The organism is Microbacterium sp. NPDC057659 (genome assembly GCF_042799915.1).
In the GTDB taxonomy this organism is placed as follows: domain Bacteria; phylum Actinomycetota; class Actinomycetes; order Actinomycetales; family Microbacteriaceae; genus Microbacterium.
Window position 1 is genome coordinate 123,482 of the sequence record NZ_JBHVHU010000003.1, and the last position, 16,929, is coordinate 140,410.

Here is a 16,929-nt window from a genome sequence, read left to right on the forward strand (position 1 = left end):
CCGCGCCCCTGCGGCATCCTCCGCTTACGCTTGTCCCGTGGAGCGCTCGCTGGAGACGCAGGTGGACCAGGCCGTCGAGGCCTGGTTGCGCTGGGTGCCGCGCTGGGAGCCGGCCACCCACCGCGGCCGAGTCGCGCCGTGCCGCCGTTGCCTCGGCTCGCCCGTGCTCTCCGCCGTAGGAATCGGCGGCAACGTGCCGCACGGTGTGCAGCACGGTCTGTCCACGCGCATCAAGACCATCGTCGATCGTGCCGTCGCCGAGTACACCGCCCGCAACCTGCCGATGCTGCAGCGCGAGCTCGACCAGCAGGCCGATCGCAACAGGTCGCGCAGTTACCGTCCGGGGGAGGACCTCGAGCCGGAGTACGACGGGATGCCGCTGGACCCCGACCCCGTGCCGGGCGCCCCCTTCCTGTTCACCGTCGCGGGGATGGCGGATGACGCCGCCGCCGACCTTCCCCCGCTCCCGCCGCTGAGCGAGGAGGCGAAGGCCGCGCTGCGGCAGGAGGTCTCGCTCGCCGACGAGTACGCGAACATGGTCGGCCGTGAGATCTGCGGCATCCTGCTTCGGCATCGCCTCGCCGTGCAGGCAGCCATCTCGCAGTACGTCGAGCCGCAGATCGAGGCGATGCTCGCCGAGCTGAGCGAGGCGCTGGACTCGCCGTTCGACCCCGACACGCTCTGACGGGCGCCCGCAGCGCTGTCGGCGATTGCGTTGCCGCCATCGCAACGGCTATCGTTTTTCGATAGATATACGCCGTCTATCGATAGGATGCCTCATGCAGCCCCGTGCCACTCTCGCTCTCAAGGCGATGATCATCGTCATGCTCGCGCTGCTGCTCGTGGCGCAGATCTTCATGATCCCCGGGGTTGCCGCCAGCACCGCGGAGCGGAACCCCGAGGTGGCGTTCCTCGAGATCCCGGGTGTCGTCGGTGCGGTGCTCTTCCTCGTGCTCATCGAGATCGTGCTGGTGTGCGTGTTCCAGCTGCTCGGGCTGGTGCGATCCGACCGCATCTTCAGCTCCGACGCCTTCCGCTACGTCGACGTCATCGCCATCACCATGCTGGCCTCCGCCCTGCTGATCGCGGTGAGTTACGGTGTCGTTTTCGCCGCCCGTGCGGCGAATCCCGGTATCACGATCCTGGCGCTGCTCGGGGTCACCGTCAGCATCGCATTGGCCCTTCTGGTTCGGGTCATGCGCGGACTGCTGCGCAAGGCGCTGCAGCTCGAGCAGGACCTGTCCGAGGTGGTCTGATGCCCATCGCCATCGACATCGACATCATGCTCGCCCGCCGGAAGATGAGCGTGCAGGACTTCGCCGACGCCATCGGCATCACGCCCGCCAACGTCGCTGTGCTGAAGAACGGGCGGGCCAAGGCGGTGCGGTTCACCACCCTCGACGCGATCTGCCGCGTGCTGGACTGCCAGCCCGGCGACATCCTGCGCTGGGTACCGGAGGGGGAGTGATGGGGAGTTCTCCACAGCGGGCCGTGGGGCTGTCGCCGCGGCCGTTAGCGTTCTGTCGGGCCCACGAGGGGGAGAAGCGATGAGCACCACGAACGAGCGCGGCATCGACTGGAGCGAGCGGGCCGCGGCGCACCTGCTCGACGCGAAGTCCTGCCCGGTCTGCGCGAGCGCGCAGCTGATCGCGGGCGTCTGCCCGCAGTGCGCCGTCGATCTCACCGGACAGACCGGAGCCGACCTCTGGGCGGCGTCCGTGGAGGCCGCTCGAGTGCTGCGCATCCGGGCGGACCTGCAGCGCCGTGCGCTGCTCACCGGCAGACCCGCGCAGGTCCGCACGCCCGCCCAGGTGCCGCAGGCCGGAGCCGCGCCGATCGCGGCCCCGGCACCGGATGCCGCGGTGGCGACGCATCCGGTGTCCGCCATGGCAGCTCCGGTCGCCGTCGCGCAGCCGCCGGCGCCCGTGGGGCCGCCGGCCTCCTCGTTCCCGCCGGCGAAGGGGGCGGGGGCGAATCCCGGCGCGAGCCTGCAGTCCGTGCTCGCCACCGCCGGCGCCGGACTGTTCGCCGTCGCCGCGATCGTGTTCACCTTCTTCAACGCCGACCTCGCCGATCGCACCGTGCGCAGCGTCATCATCGGGCTGGTCACCCTGGTGTTCCTCGGCGGTGCCTGGCTGCTCGCGCGCCGTCGGCTGCAGTCCTCCGCGGAGGCGGTCGGCGGGCTCGGGCTCGTGTTCGTGGGGCTGGACGTACAGGCCGTGGCCGGCGTCGCGCAGACCGATTCCGGAGCTTGGGCCGCCGGGGCGATCGCCACCGCCGTCGCAGGCGGGCTGATGCTCGTGGTGGCGCTGCGCGCCCGCATCCGCATCTGGCTGTGGGCTTCGCTTCCGGCGTTGAGCGCGGTGCCGGCCATGCTCGGCTTCGCCGCGGACGATGCACTTGTCGGTGCGCTGCTGCTCGCGGGTTCCGCGTTCGCGGGCATGGGACTGTGCGCGCTGCTTCCCCGCTTCGCGGTCCAGTTCCCGCCCAAGAAGACTGATGCCGCTGAGCAGTCGCCGGCGCCGACCGCGCGCTCGAGACGGCCGCTCGCGGCTGAAGCCGTGGTGCTCACGGCGGCTCAGCTCATCGCGACCGTCCTCGCCATCGCGCGCATCGGCTTCGCGGGGCGCGGGGAGATGCTCATCGCGCTGGTGCTCGCGGTGCTCGCCGTGCAGGCGGTTCTGGCTGCGCGGCATGCGATTCCGCGGATCTGGGCCTTCCTCGGCGGCATCCTCGGCGCTCTCGGCGGCACGTTCGCCGCGATGGGCCTGATGACCGACGGCGCGCTGGACTGGACGATTGCGGTGGCCGTCATCGGATCGACCGTCGTCCTCGTCTGCGCTGCCGTCGTGCCGCTGCCCTCGCGCACGCCGCGCTCCCTCCTCGCGGCCGGTGCGGCCGCGACGGTCGCCCTGATGAGCGTGCCCTCGGTGCTCGGAGGCCTGATCATCGGCTCGTCGCTGCTGCGCGATGTCGCAGACAGCTCCCAGCCGTACCCCCTCTCGGAGACGACGCTGCCTGCGGTCGTCGCACTCGGAGTCGTCGCGCTCGGCCTCGTCGCGTTCGGGCTGCTGGCAGTGGCCCGCCGCGACATCGCCCGACTCGCCGTGCCGGCTCACGCCACAGCGGTGCTGTACGGCACGGGCGCCGTCCTCGCCCTCGGCTGCTCGGGGCTGCTCGTATTGCCGCTGAGCATCGCCGTCGTCGTGCTGTCATCCGTCGCGGTCGGAGCGATCCTGCTCCGGGCCGGAGGGCGGGGTGCGAAGACGATCCGCCTGCTGCTCATCGTGGCCGTGCACGTCGCGCTGCTCGTCGCCGTGCTGCTCTCGTGGCAGGACCGGACGCTGGTGCCGCCGGCCGGAGTCGGGATCCTCGTCGCGCTCGCCGTGGCGGCCAGGACGCTCCCCGAAGAGGTCAGGTTCATCCACGTCGGAGCGGGGTGCGCCTACGCGCTCGCGCTGTTGGCCACCGCGCTGTCGCAGGTCGGGATCACCGGCATCGCGCAGTTCTCGCTGACCGCATCCGCTGGTCTGCTCGGAGCGATCGTGGCGACATTCCTGCCCGTGATCGGTGCTCGCAACTGGTATGCGGTGCTCGGCGTGGCGACGGTGCCCTTCGTGATCGGCATCGTCCAGGTGCTCGTCGAGCGCAGTGGCTGGACGGCGCTGTCGACGGGGGCCATGTTCGCCCTCGCACTGGTGCTGCTGCTGACGCGCAGGCCCGGTCTCACGGGGCCGGTGCGCATCGCCGCCGCCGGGCTCCTCGTGCCGACGCTCTCCGTGACCGTCGTCTGCTTGTGCGCGCAGCTGCTCGTGCAGAGCGGGTCGCCGGTGGCGCTGCCGATCGTCGCCGTGCTGGTGGCAGTGGCGTTGGCGTCCGGTCCGCTCATCACCGGCGTGCTCGTCACGCGCGGTCGCGACGAGAAGACCGCGGATGCGGCGCGCATCTCGATCGAGGCATCCGCGCTGCTGACCGGCGCGATCGCCGTGCTGCTCGCGCTCTCGCGCGAGGCCGCGGGGCCGGGCACCGCCTGCCTGGTGCTGATCGTGCTCGGTGTGGGCGCGGCCCTCGCATCCGTCGTCGCAGGGCGCCGTTACGGATGGTGGGTCTCGGCCGCGTCGTTCACCGGAGCACTGTGGTCGGCATGGGCGCTGGCCGGAGTGGTTCTGCCCGAGGCGTACCTGCTGCCGCCCGCCCTCGGAGCGGCGGTGGTCGGCATCATCCTGACGATGCGCGGGCGCTCCGCCGTCGGGCTGTTCGCCGCGGGGCTGGCCGTGGCGATCTTGCCGCTCGACGTGCTGCTCGCCGCTGCTCGCGGCTCGGCCGACACTCCCTGGCGCGCGTACGGGCTGCTCGCCGCCGGGTGGGCGCTGCTCGGTATGACCGCGCTGGTCGCGCGCTCCGCCGCGCCGCGTCCGCGCCGGCTGCGCGCGCTGCGCGAACCCGCGCTCGGTGTGGCCGCCGTCGCCATGATCGCCGGCACGATCCAGGCGGTGCGCTGGGCGTCGGGGCGGGATGCCGCACCGCTGGCGCACTCGGCGATCGGCGTGCTCCTGGTGTGCGCGGGCCTCAGCGCACTGGCCGCGCTCGGGATCGTCGTCGCCGTGCGGATGCTGCGGGGTGCTGCATCCGGACCCGCGCTCGTGCGGTTCACGACCTCCCGGTGGCGGTACGCGCCGGCCGTGCTCGCCCTCATGCTCGGCGTGTGGCCGGCGATCGAGGGGGACTGGGCGGTGATCTGGACGATGTGGGCGCTCATGCTGACGGTGCTCGTGCTGATGGTCTTCGCGGCATCCGATCGCGGCGGGATGCTGCCGCCGGTCTGGTTCCTGTTCGGCATCGCCTTCGTCACCGCTGTGGTCGCGTGGAGCCCGCGTGAACTGCGCGTGGAGTGGTTCTCGCTGCCGCTCGGCGCATTCCTGCTCTCGGCGGGTGCGCTCGGCCTGCGCGCCGGTGCGGCGGAGGCGGATGCCAGGTTCGTCGACTGGCCCCGCGGCTGGCGGGGATCGTGGCCGCTGCTCGCACCGGGCCTGATCGTCATGCTCTCGGCATCCGTCGTGTCGACGTTCACCGACCCGCTCACCTGGCGGGCGATCCTGGTGATGGTGCTCGCCCTCGCGGCGATCCTGATCGGCGCTGCGCGCAGGCTGTCCGCGCCTTTCATCCTCGGGCTGATCGTGCTGCCCGTGGAGAACGTGTTCGTCTTCGCCGTCCAGCTCGGCCGCGGCATAGAATCCATGCCGTGGTGGATCACCCTCGCCACGATCGGAGCAGTGCTTCTGATCATCGCGGTGGCAGGCGAACGGCGCGAGGGTGCGGGCAGGGGAGTGGTCGCCAGGATGCGCGATCTGCGCTGACCGGCGTGGCCTCCGCGATCATTTGACCGGGGGCGTTACGCCGGATTACACTTGGTCGAGTGTGCGCACTGCTGTGCGCTCACGTCAGGGCGTCGGCATTCGCCGATCCGCCCCCACGGCATACCCATCACACCAAAAGCGCGGCGGTTCCGTCACGCCGGTGGGTCATGATGTGAAACCCATCATGCTGTCACCGTGCAGCACTATTAGGAGAGAACGTGCCAACCATTCAGCAGTTGGTTCGCAAGGGACGTTCGCCGAAGGTCAACAAGACCAAGGCGCCCGCTCTGAAGTCGAACCCGCAGCAGGCCGGCGTGTGCACCCGTGTGTACACCACCACCCCGAAGAAGCCGAACTCGGCGATGCGCAAGGTCGCTCGTGTCAAGCTGCGCAACGGCACCGAGGTCACGGCCTACATCCCCGGTGAGGGCCACAACCTTCAGGAGCACTCGCTGGTGCTCGTCCGCGGCGGTCGTGTGAAGGACCTCCCCGGTGTCCGCTACAAGATCGTCCGTGGTGCGCTCGACACCCAGGCAGTCAAGAACCGTAAGCAGGCTCGTTCCCGCTACGGCGCGAAGAAGGGTTGAGTTAGATGCCTCGTAAGGGTCCCGCCCCCAAGCGCCCCGTCGTCAACGACCCGGTCTACGGCGCTCCGATCGTCACCTCGCTCGTGAACAAGATCCTCGTCGACGGCAAGAAGTCGCTCGCCGAGTCGATCGTGTACGGCGCGCTCGAGGGCGTCCACGCCAAGAACGGCGAGGACGCGGTCGCAACGCTCAAGAAGGCGCTCGACAACGTGCGCCCCACCCTCGAGGTCCGCAGCCGCCGCGTCGGCGGCTCGACCTACCAGGTTCCGGTCGAGGTCAAGCCGCACCGCGCGAACACCCTCGCGCTGCGCTGGCTCGTCAGCTACGCGAAGGGTCGTCGTGAGAAGACGATGACCGAGCGTCTGCAGAACGAGATCCTCGACGCCTCGAACGGCCTCGGTGCCGCGGTCAAGCGCCGCGAGGACACCCACAAGATGGCCGAGTCGAACCGCGCCTTCGCGCACTACCGCTGGTAAAAAGCGGCTTCGCCGGTCCCCGGCCATCCGCCGGGGACCGGCATCCACTCTTCGCAGTACCCCTGCTAGACAGATAAGGACACTCCTGTGGCACAAGAAGTGCTCACCGACCTGAGCAAGGTCCGCAACATCGGCATCATGGCGCACATCGATGCCGGCAAGACCACGACGACCGAGCGCATCCTGTTCTACACGGGTGTCAACCACAAGCTGGGCGAGACCCACGACGGCGCGTCGACGACCGACTGGATGGAGCAGGAGAAGGAGCGCGGCATCACGATCACGTCTGCCGCCGTGACCAGCTTCTGGAACAAGAACCAGATCAACATCATCGACACCCCCGGTCACGTGGACTTCACCGTCGAGGTGGAGCGCTCGCTCCGCGTGCTCGACGGTGCGGTCGCCGTCTTCGACGGCAAGGAGGGCGTCGAGCCCCAGTCCGAGACCGTGTGGCGTCAGGCCGACAAGTACGGCGTCCCGCGCATCTGCTTCGTCAACAAGATGGACAAGCTCGGTGCGGACTTCTACTACACCGTCGACACCATCATCAGCCGCCTGGGCGCCAAGCCGCTCGTGCTGCAGCTGCCGATCGGTGCCGAGAACGACTTCGTCGGCGTCGTCGACCTCATCGAGATGCGAGCCCTGGTCTGGCCGGGCGACGCCAAGGGTGACGTGACGATGGGTGCCTCCTACGAGATCCAGGAGATCCCCGCCGACCTCCAGGCCAAGGCCGAGGAGTACCGCCAGCAGCTGCTGGAGACCGTCGCCGAGACCGACGAGGAGCTTCTGGAGAAGTTCTTCGGCGGCGAGGAGCTGACCATCGCCGAGATCAAGGGCGCGATCCGCAAGCTCGTGATCGCCGACGAGATCTACCCGGTGCTCTGCGGCTCGGCGTTCAAGAACCGCGGTGTGCAGCCGATGCTGGACGCGGTCGTCGACTTCCTGCCGTCCCCGCTGGACGTGCCCGCCATCGAGGCGCACGACCCGAAGGACGAAGAGAAGGTCATCATCCGCCACCCCGACGCGAAGGACCCCTTCGCGGCGCTGGCCTTCAAGGTCGCCGTGCACCCGTTCTTCGGTCGCCTGACCTACGTGCGCGTGTACTCGGGTGAGCTCGAGTCGGGCTCGCAGGTCATCAACTCGACCAAGGGCAAGAAGGAGCGCATCGGAAAGATCTTCCAGATGCACGCCAACAAGGAGAACCCGGTCGACAAGCTGACCGCCGGCAACATCTACGCCGTCATCGGCCTGAAGGACACCACCACCGGTGACACCCTGGCCGACATCGCGCAGCCGGTCGTCCTCGAATCGATGACGTTCCCGGAGCCGGTGATCGAGGTCGCCATCGAGCCGAAGACCAAGGCCGACCAGGAGAAGCTGGGTGTCGCCATCCAGAAGCTCGCTGAGGAGGACCCGACCTTCCGCACCGAGCTCAACCCCGAGACCGGTCAGACGACCATCAAGGGCATGGGCGAGCTGCACCTCGACATCCTCGTGGACCGCATGAAGCGCGAGTTCAAGGTCGAGGCGAACGTCGGCAAGCCGCAGGTGGCGTACCGCGAGACGATCAAGAAGGCCGTCGAGAAGCACGACTACACCCACAAGAAGCAGACCGGTGGATCGGGTCAGTTCGCGAAGATCCAGTTCACGATCGAGCCTCTTGAGGTCACGGCCGACAAGACGTACGAGTTCGAGAACAAGGTCACCGGTGGCCGCATCCCGCGCGAGTACATCGAGCCGACCAACCAGGGCTTCCAGGACGCCATGGCGACCGGTGCGCTGGCGGGCTACCCGATGGTGGGCGTCAAGGCGATCCTGCTCGACGGTGCCTCGCACGACGTCGACTCCTCGGAGATGGCGTTCAAGATCGCGGGCTCGATGGGCTTCAAGGAGGCCATCAAGCGCGCGAACCCGGTGCTGCTCGAGCCGCTGATGGCCGTCGAGGTCCGTACTCCGGAGGAGTACATGGGCGACGTCATCGGCGACCTGAACTCGCGTCGTGGCCAGATCCAGTCCATGGAGGACGCCCAGGGCGTCAAGGTCATCCGTGCGTCGGTTCCGCTGTCCGAGATGTTCGGCTACATCGGCGACCTGCGCTCGAAGACCTCGGGCCGTGCGGTCTACTCGATGGAGTTCGACTCCTACGCCGAGGTGCCCCGCGCCGTGGCGGACGAGATCGTCCAGAAGACCAAGGGCGAGTAAGCCCTTGTCCGGGATGCCGCTTCGCAGCGGCATCCCGGACTCCCCACAACTTCACATTCCCTCTCTACTAAACTGAGAAACCGAAATCTGTAGGGAGCCGGTCACAATCCAGTGCCCGGCGATCTCTACACGAACGTCCTGAGGAGGACCAAGTGGCCAAGGCCAAGTTCGAGCGGACCAAGCCGCACGTCAACATCGGAACGATCGGTCACGTCGACCACGGCAAGACCACGCTCACCGCTGCGATCTCGAAGGTGCTCGCCGACAAGTACCCGTCCGACGTCAACGTCGTTCGTGACTTCTCGACCATCGACTCCGCTCCGGAGGAGCGTCAGCGCGGTATCACGATCAACATCTCGCACGTCGAGTACGAGACCCCCAAGCGTCACTACGCTCACGTCGACGCCCCGGGTCACGCCGACTACATCAAGAACATGATCACCGGTGCCGCTCAGATGGACGGCGCGATCCTCGTGGTCGCCGCCACCGACGGCATGATGGCGCAGACCAAGGAGCACATCCTGCTCGCCAAGCAGGTCGGCGTCCCCTACCTGCTGGTCGCGCTGAACAAGTCGGACATGGTCGACGACGAGGAGATCCTCGAGCTCGTCGAGATGGAGGTCCGCGAGGAGCTCTCCAAGAACGACTTCGACGGTGACAACGCTCCTGTCGTCCGCGTCTCGGGCCTGAAGGCTCTCGAGGGCGACGAGAAGTGGGTCGAGTCGATCGTCGAGCTGATGAACGCCGTCGACGAGCACGTTCCGGACCCGGTGCGTGACCGCGACAAGCCGTTCCTGATGCCGATCGAGGACGTCTTCACGATCACCGGTCGTGGCACCGTCGTCACCGGCCGCGCCGAGCGTGGCACCCTGGCGATCAACTCCGAGGTCGAGATCGTGGGTCTGCGCCCGACGCAGAAGACCACGGTCACCGGTATCGAGATGTTCCACAAGCAGCTCGACGAGGCATGGGCCGGCGAGAACTGCGGTCTGCTCCTCCGCGGCACCAAGCGCGAGGACGTCGAGCGCGGCCAGGTCGTCGTGAAGCCGGGTTCGATCACCCCGCACACGGAGTTCGAGGGCACTGCGTACATCCTCAACAAGAACGAGGGTGGCCGCCACAACCCCTTCTACACGAACTACCGCCCGCAGTTCTACTTCCGCACCACCGACGTCACCGGCGTCATCTCGCTGCCCGAGGGCACCGAGATGGTCATGCCCGGTGACACCACCGACATGTCGGTCGAGCTGATCCAGCCGATCGCCATGGAGGAGGGCCTCGGCTTCGCGATCCGTGAGGGTGGCCGCACCGTCGGCGCCGGCACGGTCACGAAGATCGTGAAGTAATCTCTCTCTGAGATCGGAGGGGTCGGACCTACGGGTCCGGCCCCTCTGTCGTATTCGGAGCTCTTCGTGCAGAATGGGTTCGCCGGCGACCCGCCGGTACAGAACAAGGGGGAAGGAACCCGCATGGGCATCGAGGACACGTTCAACGACGCGGTCAACAAGGGCAAGGAATTCTTCGAGCAGAACAAGGACAAGATCGAAGAGGCCCTGAAGAGCGACCAGGCCGAGGACATCAGTGACAAGGTGCTGGACGGCGCCGCCGACCTCGCGAAGAAGGTGGCCCCGGGCTCTGCCGAGCAGATCGACGGCGTGCGCGACAACGTCGACAAGGCCGTCGGCAACGAGTGATCTTCCAGAACGGCGGGATGCTGCGGCATCCCGCCGTTCTGCATGTCCGGGTGACGGAGATTAGACTGGGCACATGGCAGGGGACGAAGCGACGGGCGGCGTGCGCCGGCGCACCGTCATCAAGGGCGCTGCCTGGTCGGTTCCGGTCGCCGCTGTCGCGATCGCGGTCCCCGCACGTGCGGCGAGTGACGCGTGCACCGGGTACACCGTCACCCAGGAGATCCTGCCCGCGTCCGGAGCGTGGCAGTACGTCGACACGATCACGGTCTACAAGGACGGTGTGCCGGTCGACGTCAACGGGATCGTCGCGACGGTCACTTTCAACCCGCCGATCCCCAATCTGAACGCGACCGAGAGTCATAACTGCAGTGTCGCGATCACCGTTCCGCAGCAGGAAGTGGTCTTCACCGGGACGGGCGGCCTCAACATGTCCAGCACACTCCAGCTGGGCTCCGGCAACGTCGGACCTGATCGCGTGACGGGCGTGATCACTGTGAGCGCACCGCAATGCCCCGACCTCGTCGACATCACGGAGTTCGACATCCCGATCGTGAAGGCGGGCGGCTGAGAACCGCGGAACGACGCGCGACACGCCCGGGTTTGCAGTAGTCGAATCCGGCATGGCAGAATAGACAGGTTCCACATTCCTGCGCTCTGCGCGGGATCACTGCCAGGCAGTGCATAGACGGCATCCGATCTTCACGATTCGGCATGCAGGGATCTAGGCCGCGGGCAGCAGAACATCTCCTACTCGAAGACGCGGGCACCAGGGTGCCGGCGTCTTCCGTGTGAAAAGAGAACAGGGTGCGCAAGCGCCAGGCGCAACAGCGCCGACGTGCGTCCAATGCCCCCGGGTCACCCGGCCCGGAGAGGTAAGACGCCTTAAAGAGAGTGAGCAGACAAATGGCGGGACAGAAGATCCGCATTCGCCTGAAGTCGTATGACCACGAGGTGATCGACTCGTCGGCACGCAAGATCGTCGACACCGTGACCCGTGCGGGCGCGACCGTCGTGGGCCCCGTGCCCCTTCCGACGGAGAAGAACGTGATCGCTGTGATCCGTTCGCCGCACAAGTACAAGGACAGCCGCGAGCACTTCGAGATGCGCACCCACAAGCGTCTGATCGACATCATCGACCCGACGCCCAAGGCCGTCGACTCGCTGATGCGTCTCGACCTGCCGGCCGATGTCAACATCGAGATCAAGCTCTGAGGTTCGACATGGCTGACATCAACAACAAGGTTTCCAAGGCCCTGCTCGGCACCAAGCTCGGCATGACTCAGGTCTGGGATGAGAACGGCAAGCTCGTTCCCGTCACCGTGATCGAGATCGCCCCGAACGTGGTCACGCAGGTCCGCACGCCCGAGAAGGACGGCTACAACGCCGTTCAGATCGCCTACGGCCAGATCGACCCCCGTAAGGTCACCCAGCCGCTCGCGAAGCACTTCGAGGCGGCCGGCGTCACGCCGCGTCGCCACGTCACCGAGATCCGCACCGCGGATGCTGCTGACTACTCACTCGGTCAGGAGCTCACGGTCGACGGCACTTTCGAGGCCGGCCAGCTCGTCGACGTCGTCGGCACGAGCAAGGGCAAGGGCTTCGCCGGTGTCATGAAGCGCCACAACTTCAAGGGCGTCTCCGCCTCGCACGGTGCGCACCGCAACCACCGCAAGCCCGGTTCGATCGGCGCCTCGGCAACCCCGAGCCGCGTGTTCAAGGGCATGCGCATGGCCGGTCGCATGGGTGGCGAGCGCGTCACCGTCCTCAACCTGAAGGTGCACGCCATCGACGCCGAGAAGGGACTCATGCTCGTCAAGGGCGCCGTCCCCGGTGCTCGCGGCCGCATCGTCTACGTCCGCAACGCAGTGAAGGGTGCCTGAACATGGCTGACTCGACTCTCGCGCTCGACGTCCTGAAGGCAGACGGCAAGAAGGCCGGCTCGATCGAGCTGCCCGCCGCCCTGTTCGACGTCAAGACGAACATCCCGCTCATCCACCAGGTCGTCGTCGCGCAGCTCGCGGCGGCTCGCCAGGGCACCCACTCGACCAAGCGTCGCGGTGAGGTCTCCGGTGCCGGCCGCAAGCCCTTCAAGCAGAAGGGCACGGGTAACGCCCGTCAGGGTTCGATCCGCGCGCCCCACATGACCGGTGGTGGCATCGTCCACGGTCCGAAGCCGCGCGACTACTCGCAGCGCACCCCCAAGAAGATGATCGCCGCCGCCCTGCTGGGTGCGCTGAGCGACCGCTTCCGCGGTGAGCGTCTGCACGCCGTCGAGAACTTCGGCATCGAGGGCACGCCCTCGACCAAGGCCGCGGCCGCGCTGATCGCGCAGGTCTCGCCGTCGAAGAACGTCCTGATCGTCACCGAGCGCGGCGACGACCTGACGCTGCTCAGCGTGCGCAACCTCTCCGAGGTGCACGTGCTGACGTTCGACCAGCTGAACGCCTACGACGTGCTCGTCGCCGACGACATCGTCTTCACCCAGGCCGCTCTGGAGGGCTTCATCGCCTCGAAGACCGGCGCAACCGAGGAGGTCTCGGCATGACCGAGCAGGCATCCGCCCTCTCCGCGGCCTTCAACAAGGACCCGCGCGACATCATCCTGGGCCCGGTGGTCTCCGAGAAGAGCTACGGCCTGATCGACGAGGGCAAGTACACGTTCTACGTGGACACCCGCGCCTCGAAGACCGAGATCAAGCTCGCCATCGAGAAGATCTTCGGCGTCAAGGTCGCCGGCGTGAACACTCTCAACCGCGTCGGCAAGGCCCGCCGCACCCGCTTCGGCACCGGTAAGCGCAAGGACACCAAGCGCGCCATCGTCACGCTGAAGTCCGGCACCATCGACATCTTCACGGCAGTCGGCTGACCGGGGGATAAGGACTAAACATGGCTATTCGCAAGTACAAGCCCACGACCCCGGGTCGCCGCGGTTCGTCTGTGGCCGACTTCGCCGAGATCACCCGATCGACGCCCGAGAAGTCGCTGCTGCGTCCGCTCTCCAAGACCGGTGGTCGCAACAACCAGGGCCGCATCACCACCCGTCACATCGGTGGTGGCCACAAGCGTCAGTACCGCGTCATCGACTTCCGTCGCAATGACAAGGACGGCATCAACGCCAAGGTCGCCCACATCGAGTACGACCCCAACCGCACCGCGCGCATCGCGCTGCTGCACTACTTCGACGGCGAGAAGCGCTACATCATCGCGCCGAACAAGCTGAAGCAGGGCGACATCGTCGAGTCGGGTCCCTCGGCCGACATCAAGCCGGGCAACAACCTGCCGCTGAAGAACATCCCCACCGGTACCGTGATCCACGCGATCGAGCTGCGTCCCGGCGGCGGTGCGAAGATGGCCCGTTCGGCCGGCGCCTCCGTGCGTCTGGTCGCGAAGGACGGCCCCTACGCTCAGCTGCGTCTGCCCTCGGGCGAGATCCGCAATGTCGACGCGCGCTGCCGTGCGACGATCGGCGAGGTCGGCAACGCCGAGCAGTCGAACATCAACTGGGGCAAGGCTGGCCGCAACCGCTGGAAGGGCATCCGCCCGACCGTCCGCGGTGTCGCCATGAACCCGGTCGACCACCCGCACGGTGGTGGTGAGGGCAAGACCTCCGGTGGACGTCACCCCGTCTCCCCGTGGGGCCAGGCCGAGGGCCGCACCCGTCACGCCAACAAGGAAAGCGACAAGTACATCGTGCGTCGCCGTACCGCTGGCAAGAAGCGCAAGTAGGAGTAGAGGAAGATGCCACGCAGTCTGAAGAAGGGCCCCTTCGTCGACGAGCACCTGCTTCGCAAGGTGATCGGTCAGAACGAAGCCGGTACGAAGAACGTCATCAAGACCTGGTCGCGCCGGTCGATGATCATCCCCGCCATGCTGGGACACACCATCGCCGTCCACGACGGTCGCAAGCACATCCCCGTGTTCGTGACCGAGACCATGGTCGGCCACAAGCTGGGCGAGTTCGCGCCCACCCGCACCTTCCGCGGCCACGAGAAGGACGACAAGAAGGGCCGTCGCCGCTGACGCGGCGACTGTCTGAGAGACAGAGGAGAGAGAAATGGTGGAGTCCATCGCACGCGTGCGACACATCCGCGTGACCCCTCAGAAGGCTCGTCGTGTCGTCGCGCTCATCAAGGGCAAGCAGGCTCAGGAGGCCCTGGCCATCCTGAAGTTCGCTCCGCAGAGCGCCAGCGAGCCGATCTACAAGCTTGTCGCGTCGGCCATGGCCAACGCGCAGGTGAAGGCTGATCGTGACGGCGAGTACCTCGACGAGCAGGACCTGTACGTGAAGAACGCGTACGTCGACGAGGGCACGACGCTCAAGCGTTTCCAGCCCCGCGCCCAGGGTCGTGCTTTCCAGATCAAGAAGCGCACGAGCCACATCACGGTCGTGCTGGCGACCCCCGAGGTCGCTGAGGCGGCTCCGGCCGCCGAGACGAAGAAGGCGAGCAAGTAATGGGCCAGAAGGTCAACCCGTACGGCTTCCGCCTCGGCATCACGACCGACCACGTGTCGCGTTGGTTCTCGGACTCGACGAAGCCGGGCCAGCGTTACGCCGACTACGTCGCCGAGGACATCAAGATCCGCAAGCTGCTGCAGACGCAGCTCGACCGTGCCGGCGTGTCCGGCATCGAGATCGAGCGCACCCGTGACCGCGTGCGTGTGGACATCCACACCGCTCGTCCGGGTATCGTCATCGGCCGCCGCGGCGCCGAGGCCGAGCGCATCCGCGCCGACCTCGAGAAGCTCACCGGCAAGCAGATCCAGCTGAACATCCTCGAGGTCAAGAACCCCGAGGCCGACGCTCAGCTGGTCGCCCAGGGCATCGCCGAGCAGCTCTCGGCTCGCGTGGCGTTCCGCCGCGCGATGCGCAAGGGCCTGCAGGGCGCTCAGCGCGCCGGCGCCAAGGGCATCCGCATCCAGGTCTCCGGCCGCCTCGGCGGCGCGGAGATGAGCCGCTCCGAGTTCTACCGCGAGGGTCGTGTGCCGCTGCACACGCTGCGCGCGAACATCGACTACGGCTTCTACGAGGCCAAGACCACCTTCGGCCGCATCGGCGTGAAGGTCTGGATCTACAAGGGCGACCTCACCAACAAGGAGCTTGCTCGTGAGCAGGCCAACCAGAAGCCTTCGCGCGAGCGTGGCGACCGTCGTGGCCCCCGTGGCGACCGCGGTGACCGTCGCAACGAGGCTCCCGTCGCAGAAGGAGCGTCTGCCTGATGCTTATCCCTCGTAAGGTCAAGTACCGCAAGCAGCACCACCCGAAGCGCACGGGCCAGGCCACCGGCGGCACGAAGGTCTCCTTCGGCGAGTTCGGTATCCAGGCTCTGACCCCCGCTTACGTGACCAACCGTCAGATCGAGGCAGCTCGTATCGCGATGACCCGTCACATCAAGCGTGGTGGAAAGGTGTGGATCAACATCTACCCCGACCGTCCGCTCACCAAGAAGCCTGCTGAGACCCGCATGGGTTCCGGTAAGGGTTCCCCCGAGTGGTGGGTCGCCAATGTCAAGCCGGGTCGCGTCCTCTTCGAGGTCGCGGGCGTGAACGAGGAGCTCGCACGCGAGGCCCTCACCCGAGCAATCCACAAGCTGCCTCTCAAGGCACGCATCATCAAGCGCGAGGAGGGCGACGCGTAATGGCGATCGGCACCAAGGAGCTCGCTCCGGCAGAGCTCGACACGTTCGAAGACCAGCGCCTCGTCGAGGAGCTGCGCAAGGCCAAGGAGGAGCTGTTCAACCTCCGCTTCCAGTCGGCCACCGGCCAGCTGGAGAGCCACGGCCGCATCCGCACCGTGAAGCGCGACATCGCGCGCCTCTACACCGTCATCCGTGAGCGCGAGCTCGGCATCCGTGCGACGCCGGCTCCCGCTGCGGCGCCGGAGAAGAAGGCGTCCAAGGCGAAGGCGAAGAAGGCCGCAGAGGCTGAGGCGCCGAAGGAGGAGGCCGAGTAATGGCTGAGAAGAAGGCTGCTGAAGCCACCCCGGCCGTCGAGGCCGAGGCTCGTGGCTACCGCAAGGCGCGCCGCGGCTACGTCGTCAGCGACAAGATGGACAAGACCATCGTCGTCGAGGTCGAGGACCGCGTTAAGCACCCGCTGTACGGCAAGGTCATCCGCCGCACGTCGAAGGTCAAGGCGCACGACGAGAACAACACCGCCGGCATCGGCGACCTCGTCCTCATCAACGAGACCCGGCCGCTGAGCGCCACCAAGCGCTGGCGTCTGGTGGAGATTCTGGAGAAGGCCAAGTGATCCAGCAGGAGTCCCGCCTCAAGGTCGCCGACAACACCGGCGCGAAGGAGCTGCTCACCATCCGCGTTCTCGGTGGCTCGCGCCGCCGTTACGCCGGTCTCGGTGACACGATCGTCGCGACCGTCAAGGACGCGATCCCGGGCGGCAACGTCAAGAAGGGCGATGTGGTCAAGGCCGTCATCGTCCGCACCAAGAAGCAGACGCGTCGTGCAGACGGCTCGTACATCAAGTTCGACGAGAACGCCGCCGTGATCCTGAAGGCTGACGGGGAGCCCCGCGGCACCCGCATCTTCGGACCGGTCGGTCGTGAGCTTCGTGACAAGAAGTTCATGAAGATCGTCTCGCTCGCCCCGGAGGTCATCTGA

At 67.3% G+C, this 16,929-nt stretch carries 22 protein-coding genes; all 22 read left to right on the top strand.

What is annotated here, in order from left to right; translation table 11 throughout:
• Positions 1-37: 37 nt before the first annotated feature.
• The 22 genes from ACFVAE_RS15225 to rplN all read left to right on the top strand — a co-directional run bounded on the left by ACFVAE_RS15225 (position 38) and on the right by rplN (position 16,929).
• Positions 38-685 carry a spermidine/putrescine ABC transporter substrate-binding protein gene (locus ACFVAE_RS15225; protein WP_378893936.1) on the top strand — a complete coding sequence of 216 codons (648 nt, stop codon included), beginning with the start codon at positions 38-40 and terminating at the stop codon, positions 683-685.
• Between the two features lie 94 nt (positions 686-779).
• Positions 780-1,256, top strand: coding sequence for a DUF2975 domain-containing protein (locus ACFVAE_RS15230; protein WP_378893939.1), 477 nt, complete (start codon positions 780-782; stop codon positions 1,254-1,256).
• Positions 1,256-1,468, top strand: coding sequence for a helix-turn-helix domain-containing protein (locus tag ACFVAE_RS15235; RefSeq protein WP_378893942.1), 213 nt, complete (start codon positions 1,256-1,258; stop codon positions 1,466-1,468). The genes ACFVAE_RS15230 and ACFVAE_RS15235 overlap by 1 nt, the downstream gene beginning before the upstream one ends.
• A 79-nt stretch (positions 1,469-1,547) precedes the next feature.
• Positions 1,548-5,357: an SCO7613 C-terminal domain-containing membrane protein gene (locus tag ACFVAE_RS15240; RefSeq protein ID WP_378893944.1), complete on the top strand. Its 3,810-nt coding sequence runs from the start codon at positions 1,548-1,550 to the stop codon at positions 5,355-5,357.
• 218 nt (positions 5,358-5,575) lie between these two features.
• Complete coding sequence (rpsL, locus tag ACFVAE_RS15245; protein WP_116241735.1) at positions 5,576-5,944, top strand: 30S ribosomal protein S12; 369 nt, start codon at positions 5,576-5,578, stop codon at positions 5,942-5,944.
• A gap of 5 nt (positions 5,945-5,949) precedes the next feature.
• A complete protein-coding gene (gene rpsG, locus ACFVAE_RS15250) occupies positions 5,950-6,420 on the top strand; it encodes a 30S ribosomal protein S7 (RefSeq protein WP_116241736.1) in 471 nt (156 codons plus the stop codon).
• Positions 6,421-6,507: 87 nt separating this feature from the next.
• Entirely contained in the window at positions 6,508-8,622 is a 2,115-nt protein-coding gene (fusA, locus tag ACFVAE_RS15255; RefSeq protein ID WP_378893946.1) for an elongation factor G, read from the top strand.
• 152 nt (positions 8,623-8,774) lie between these two features.
• The gene (gene tuf / locus ACFVAE_RS15260; protein ID WP_332837053.1) at positions 8,775-9,968 is read left to right on the top strand and encodes an elongation factor Tu; all 1,194 of its coding nucleotides are present in this window, start codon (positions 8,775-8,777) and stop codon (positions 9,966-9,968) included.
• 123 nt (positions 9,969-10,091) lie between these two features.
• Positions 10,092-10,316, top strand: a complete 225-nt coding sequence (locus tag ACFVAE_RS15265; RefSeq protein WP_378893949.1) for a hypothetical protein — start codon at positions 10,092-10,094, stop codon at positions 10,314-10,316.
• A gap of 73 nt (positions 10,317-10,389) precedes the next feature.
• A complete protein-coding gene (locus ACFVAE_RS15270; RefSeq protein WP_378893952.1) occupies positions 10,390-10,884 on the top strand; it encodes a hypothetical protein in 495 nt (164 codons plus the stop codon).
• Between the two features lie 335 nt (positions 10,885-11,219).
• The gene (gene rpsJ / locus ACFVAE_RS15275; protein ID WP_018171443.1) at positions 11,220-11,528 is read left to right on the top strand and encodes a 30S ribosomal protein S10; all 309 of its coding nucleotides are present in this window, start codon (positions 11,220-11,222) and stop codon (positions 11,526-11,528) included.
• Positions 11,529-11,536: 8 nt separating this feature from the next.
• Entirely contained in the window at positions 11,537-12,196 is a 660-nt protein-coding gene (gene rplC, locus ACFVAE_RS15280; RefSeq protein ID WP_378893954.1) for a 50S ribosomal protein L3, read from the top strand.
• A gap of 2 nt (positions 12,197-12,198) precedes the next feature.
• Positions 12,199-12,861, top strand: coding sequence for a 50S ribosomal protein L4 (rplD, locus tag ACFVAE_RS15285; protein WP_157310492.1), 663 nt, complete (start codon positions 12,199-12,201; stop codon positions 12,859-12,861).
• The gene (gene rplW, locus ACFVAE_RS15290) at positions 12,858-13,181 is read left to right on the top strand and encodes a 50S ribosomal protein L23 (protein WP_378856470.1); all 324 of its coding nucleotides are present in this window, start codon (positions 12,858-12,860) and stop codon (positions 13,179-13,181) included. Before rplD ends, rplW begins: the two co-directional genes overlap by 4 nt.
• Positions 13,182-13,201: 20 nt before the next feature.
• The gene (gene rplB, locus ACFVAE_RS15295) at positions 13,202-14,041 is read left to right on the top strand and encodes a 50S ribosomal protein L2 (protein ID WP_157310493.1); all 840 of its coding nucleotides are present in this window, start codon (positions 13,202-13,204) and stop codon (positions 14,039-14,041) included.
• Positions 14,042-14,053: 12 nt separating this feature from the next.
• Positions 14,054-14,335: a 30S ribosomal protein S19 gene (rpsS, locus tag ACFVAE_RS15300; RefSeq protein WP_116241743.1), complete on the top strand. Its 282-nt coding sequence runs from the start codon at positions 14,054-14,056 to the stop codon at positions 14,333-14,335.
• A gap of 34 nt (positions 14,336-14,369) precedes the next feature.
• Entirely contained in the window at positions 14,370-14,768 is a 399-nt protein-coding gene (rplV, locus tag ACFVAE_RS15305) for a 50S ribosomal protein L22 (RefSeq protein WP_116241744.1), read from the top strand.
• Complete coding sequence (gene rpsC, locus ACFVAE_RS15310; RefSeq protein ID WP_116241745.1) at positions 14,768-15,532, top strand: 30S ribosomal protein S3; 765 nt, start codon at positions 14,768-14,770, stop codon at positions 15,530-15,532. Before rplV ends, rpsC begins: the two co-directional genes overlap by 1 nt.
• Entirely contained in the window at positions 15,532-15,951 is a 420-nt protein-coding gene (gene rplP / locus ACFVAE_RS15315) for a 50S ribosomal protein L16 (RefSeq protein WP_157310494.1), read from the top strand. The genes rpsC and rplP overlap by 1 nt, the downstream gene beginning before the upstream one ends.
• Positions 15,951-16,265: a 50S ribosomal protein L29 gene (rpmC, locus tag ACFVAE_RS15320; protein WP_378893956.1), complete on the top strand. Its 315-nt coding sequence runs from the start codon at positions 15,951-15,953 to the stop codon at positions 16,263-16,265. Before rplP ends, rpmC begins: the two co-directional genes overlap by 1 nt.
• Positions 16,265-16,564 (top strand): 30S ribosomal protein S17, encoded by a 300-nt coding sequence (gene rpsQ / locus ACFVAE_RS15325; protein ID WP_157310495.1) that lies wholly within the window; start codon positions 16,265-16,267, stop codon positions 16,562-16,564. Before rpmC ends, rpsQ begins: the two co-directional genes overlap by 1 nt.
• The gene (rplN, locus tag ACFVAE_RS15330; RefSeq protein WP_116241749.1) at positions 16,561-16,929 is read left to right on the top strand and encodes a 50S ribosomal protein L14; all 369 of its coding nucleotides are present in this window, start codon (positions 16,561-16,563) and stop codon (positions 16,927-16,929) included. The genes rpsQ and rplN overlap by 4 nt, the downstream gene beginning before the upstream one ends.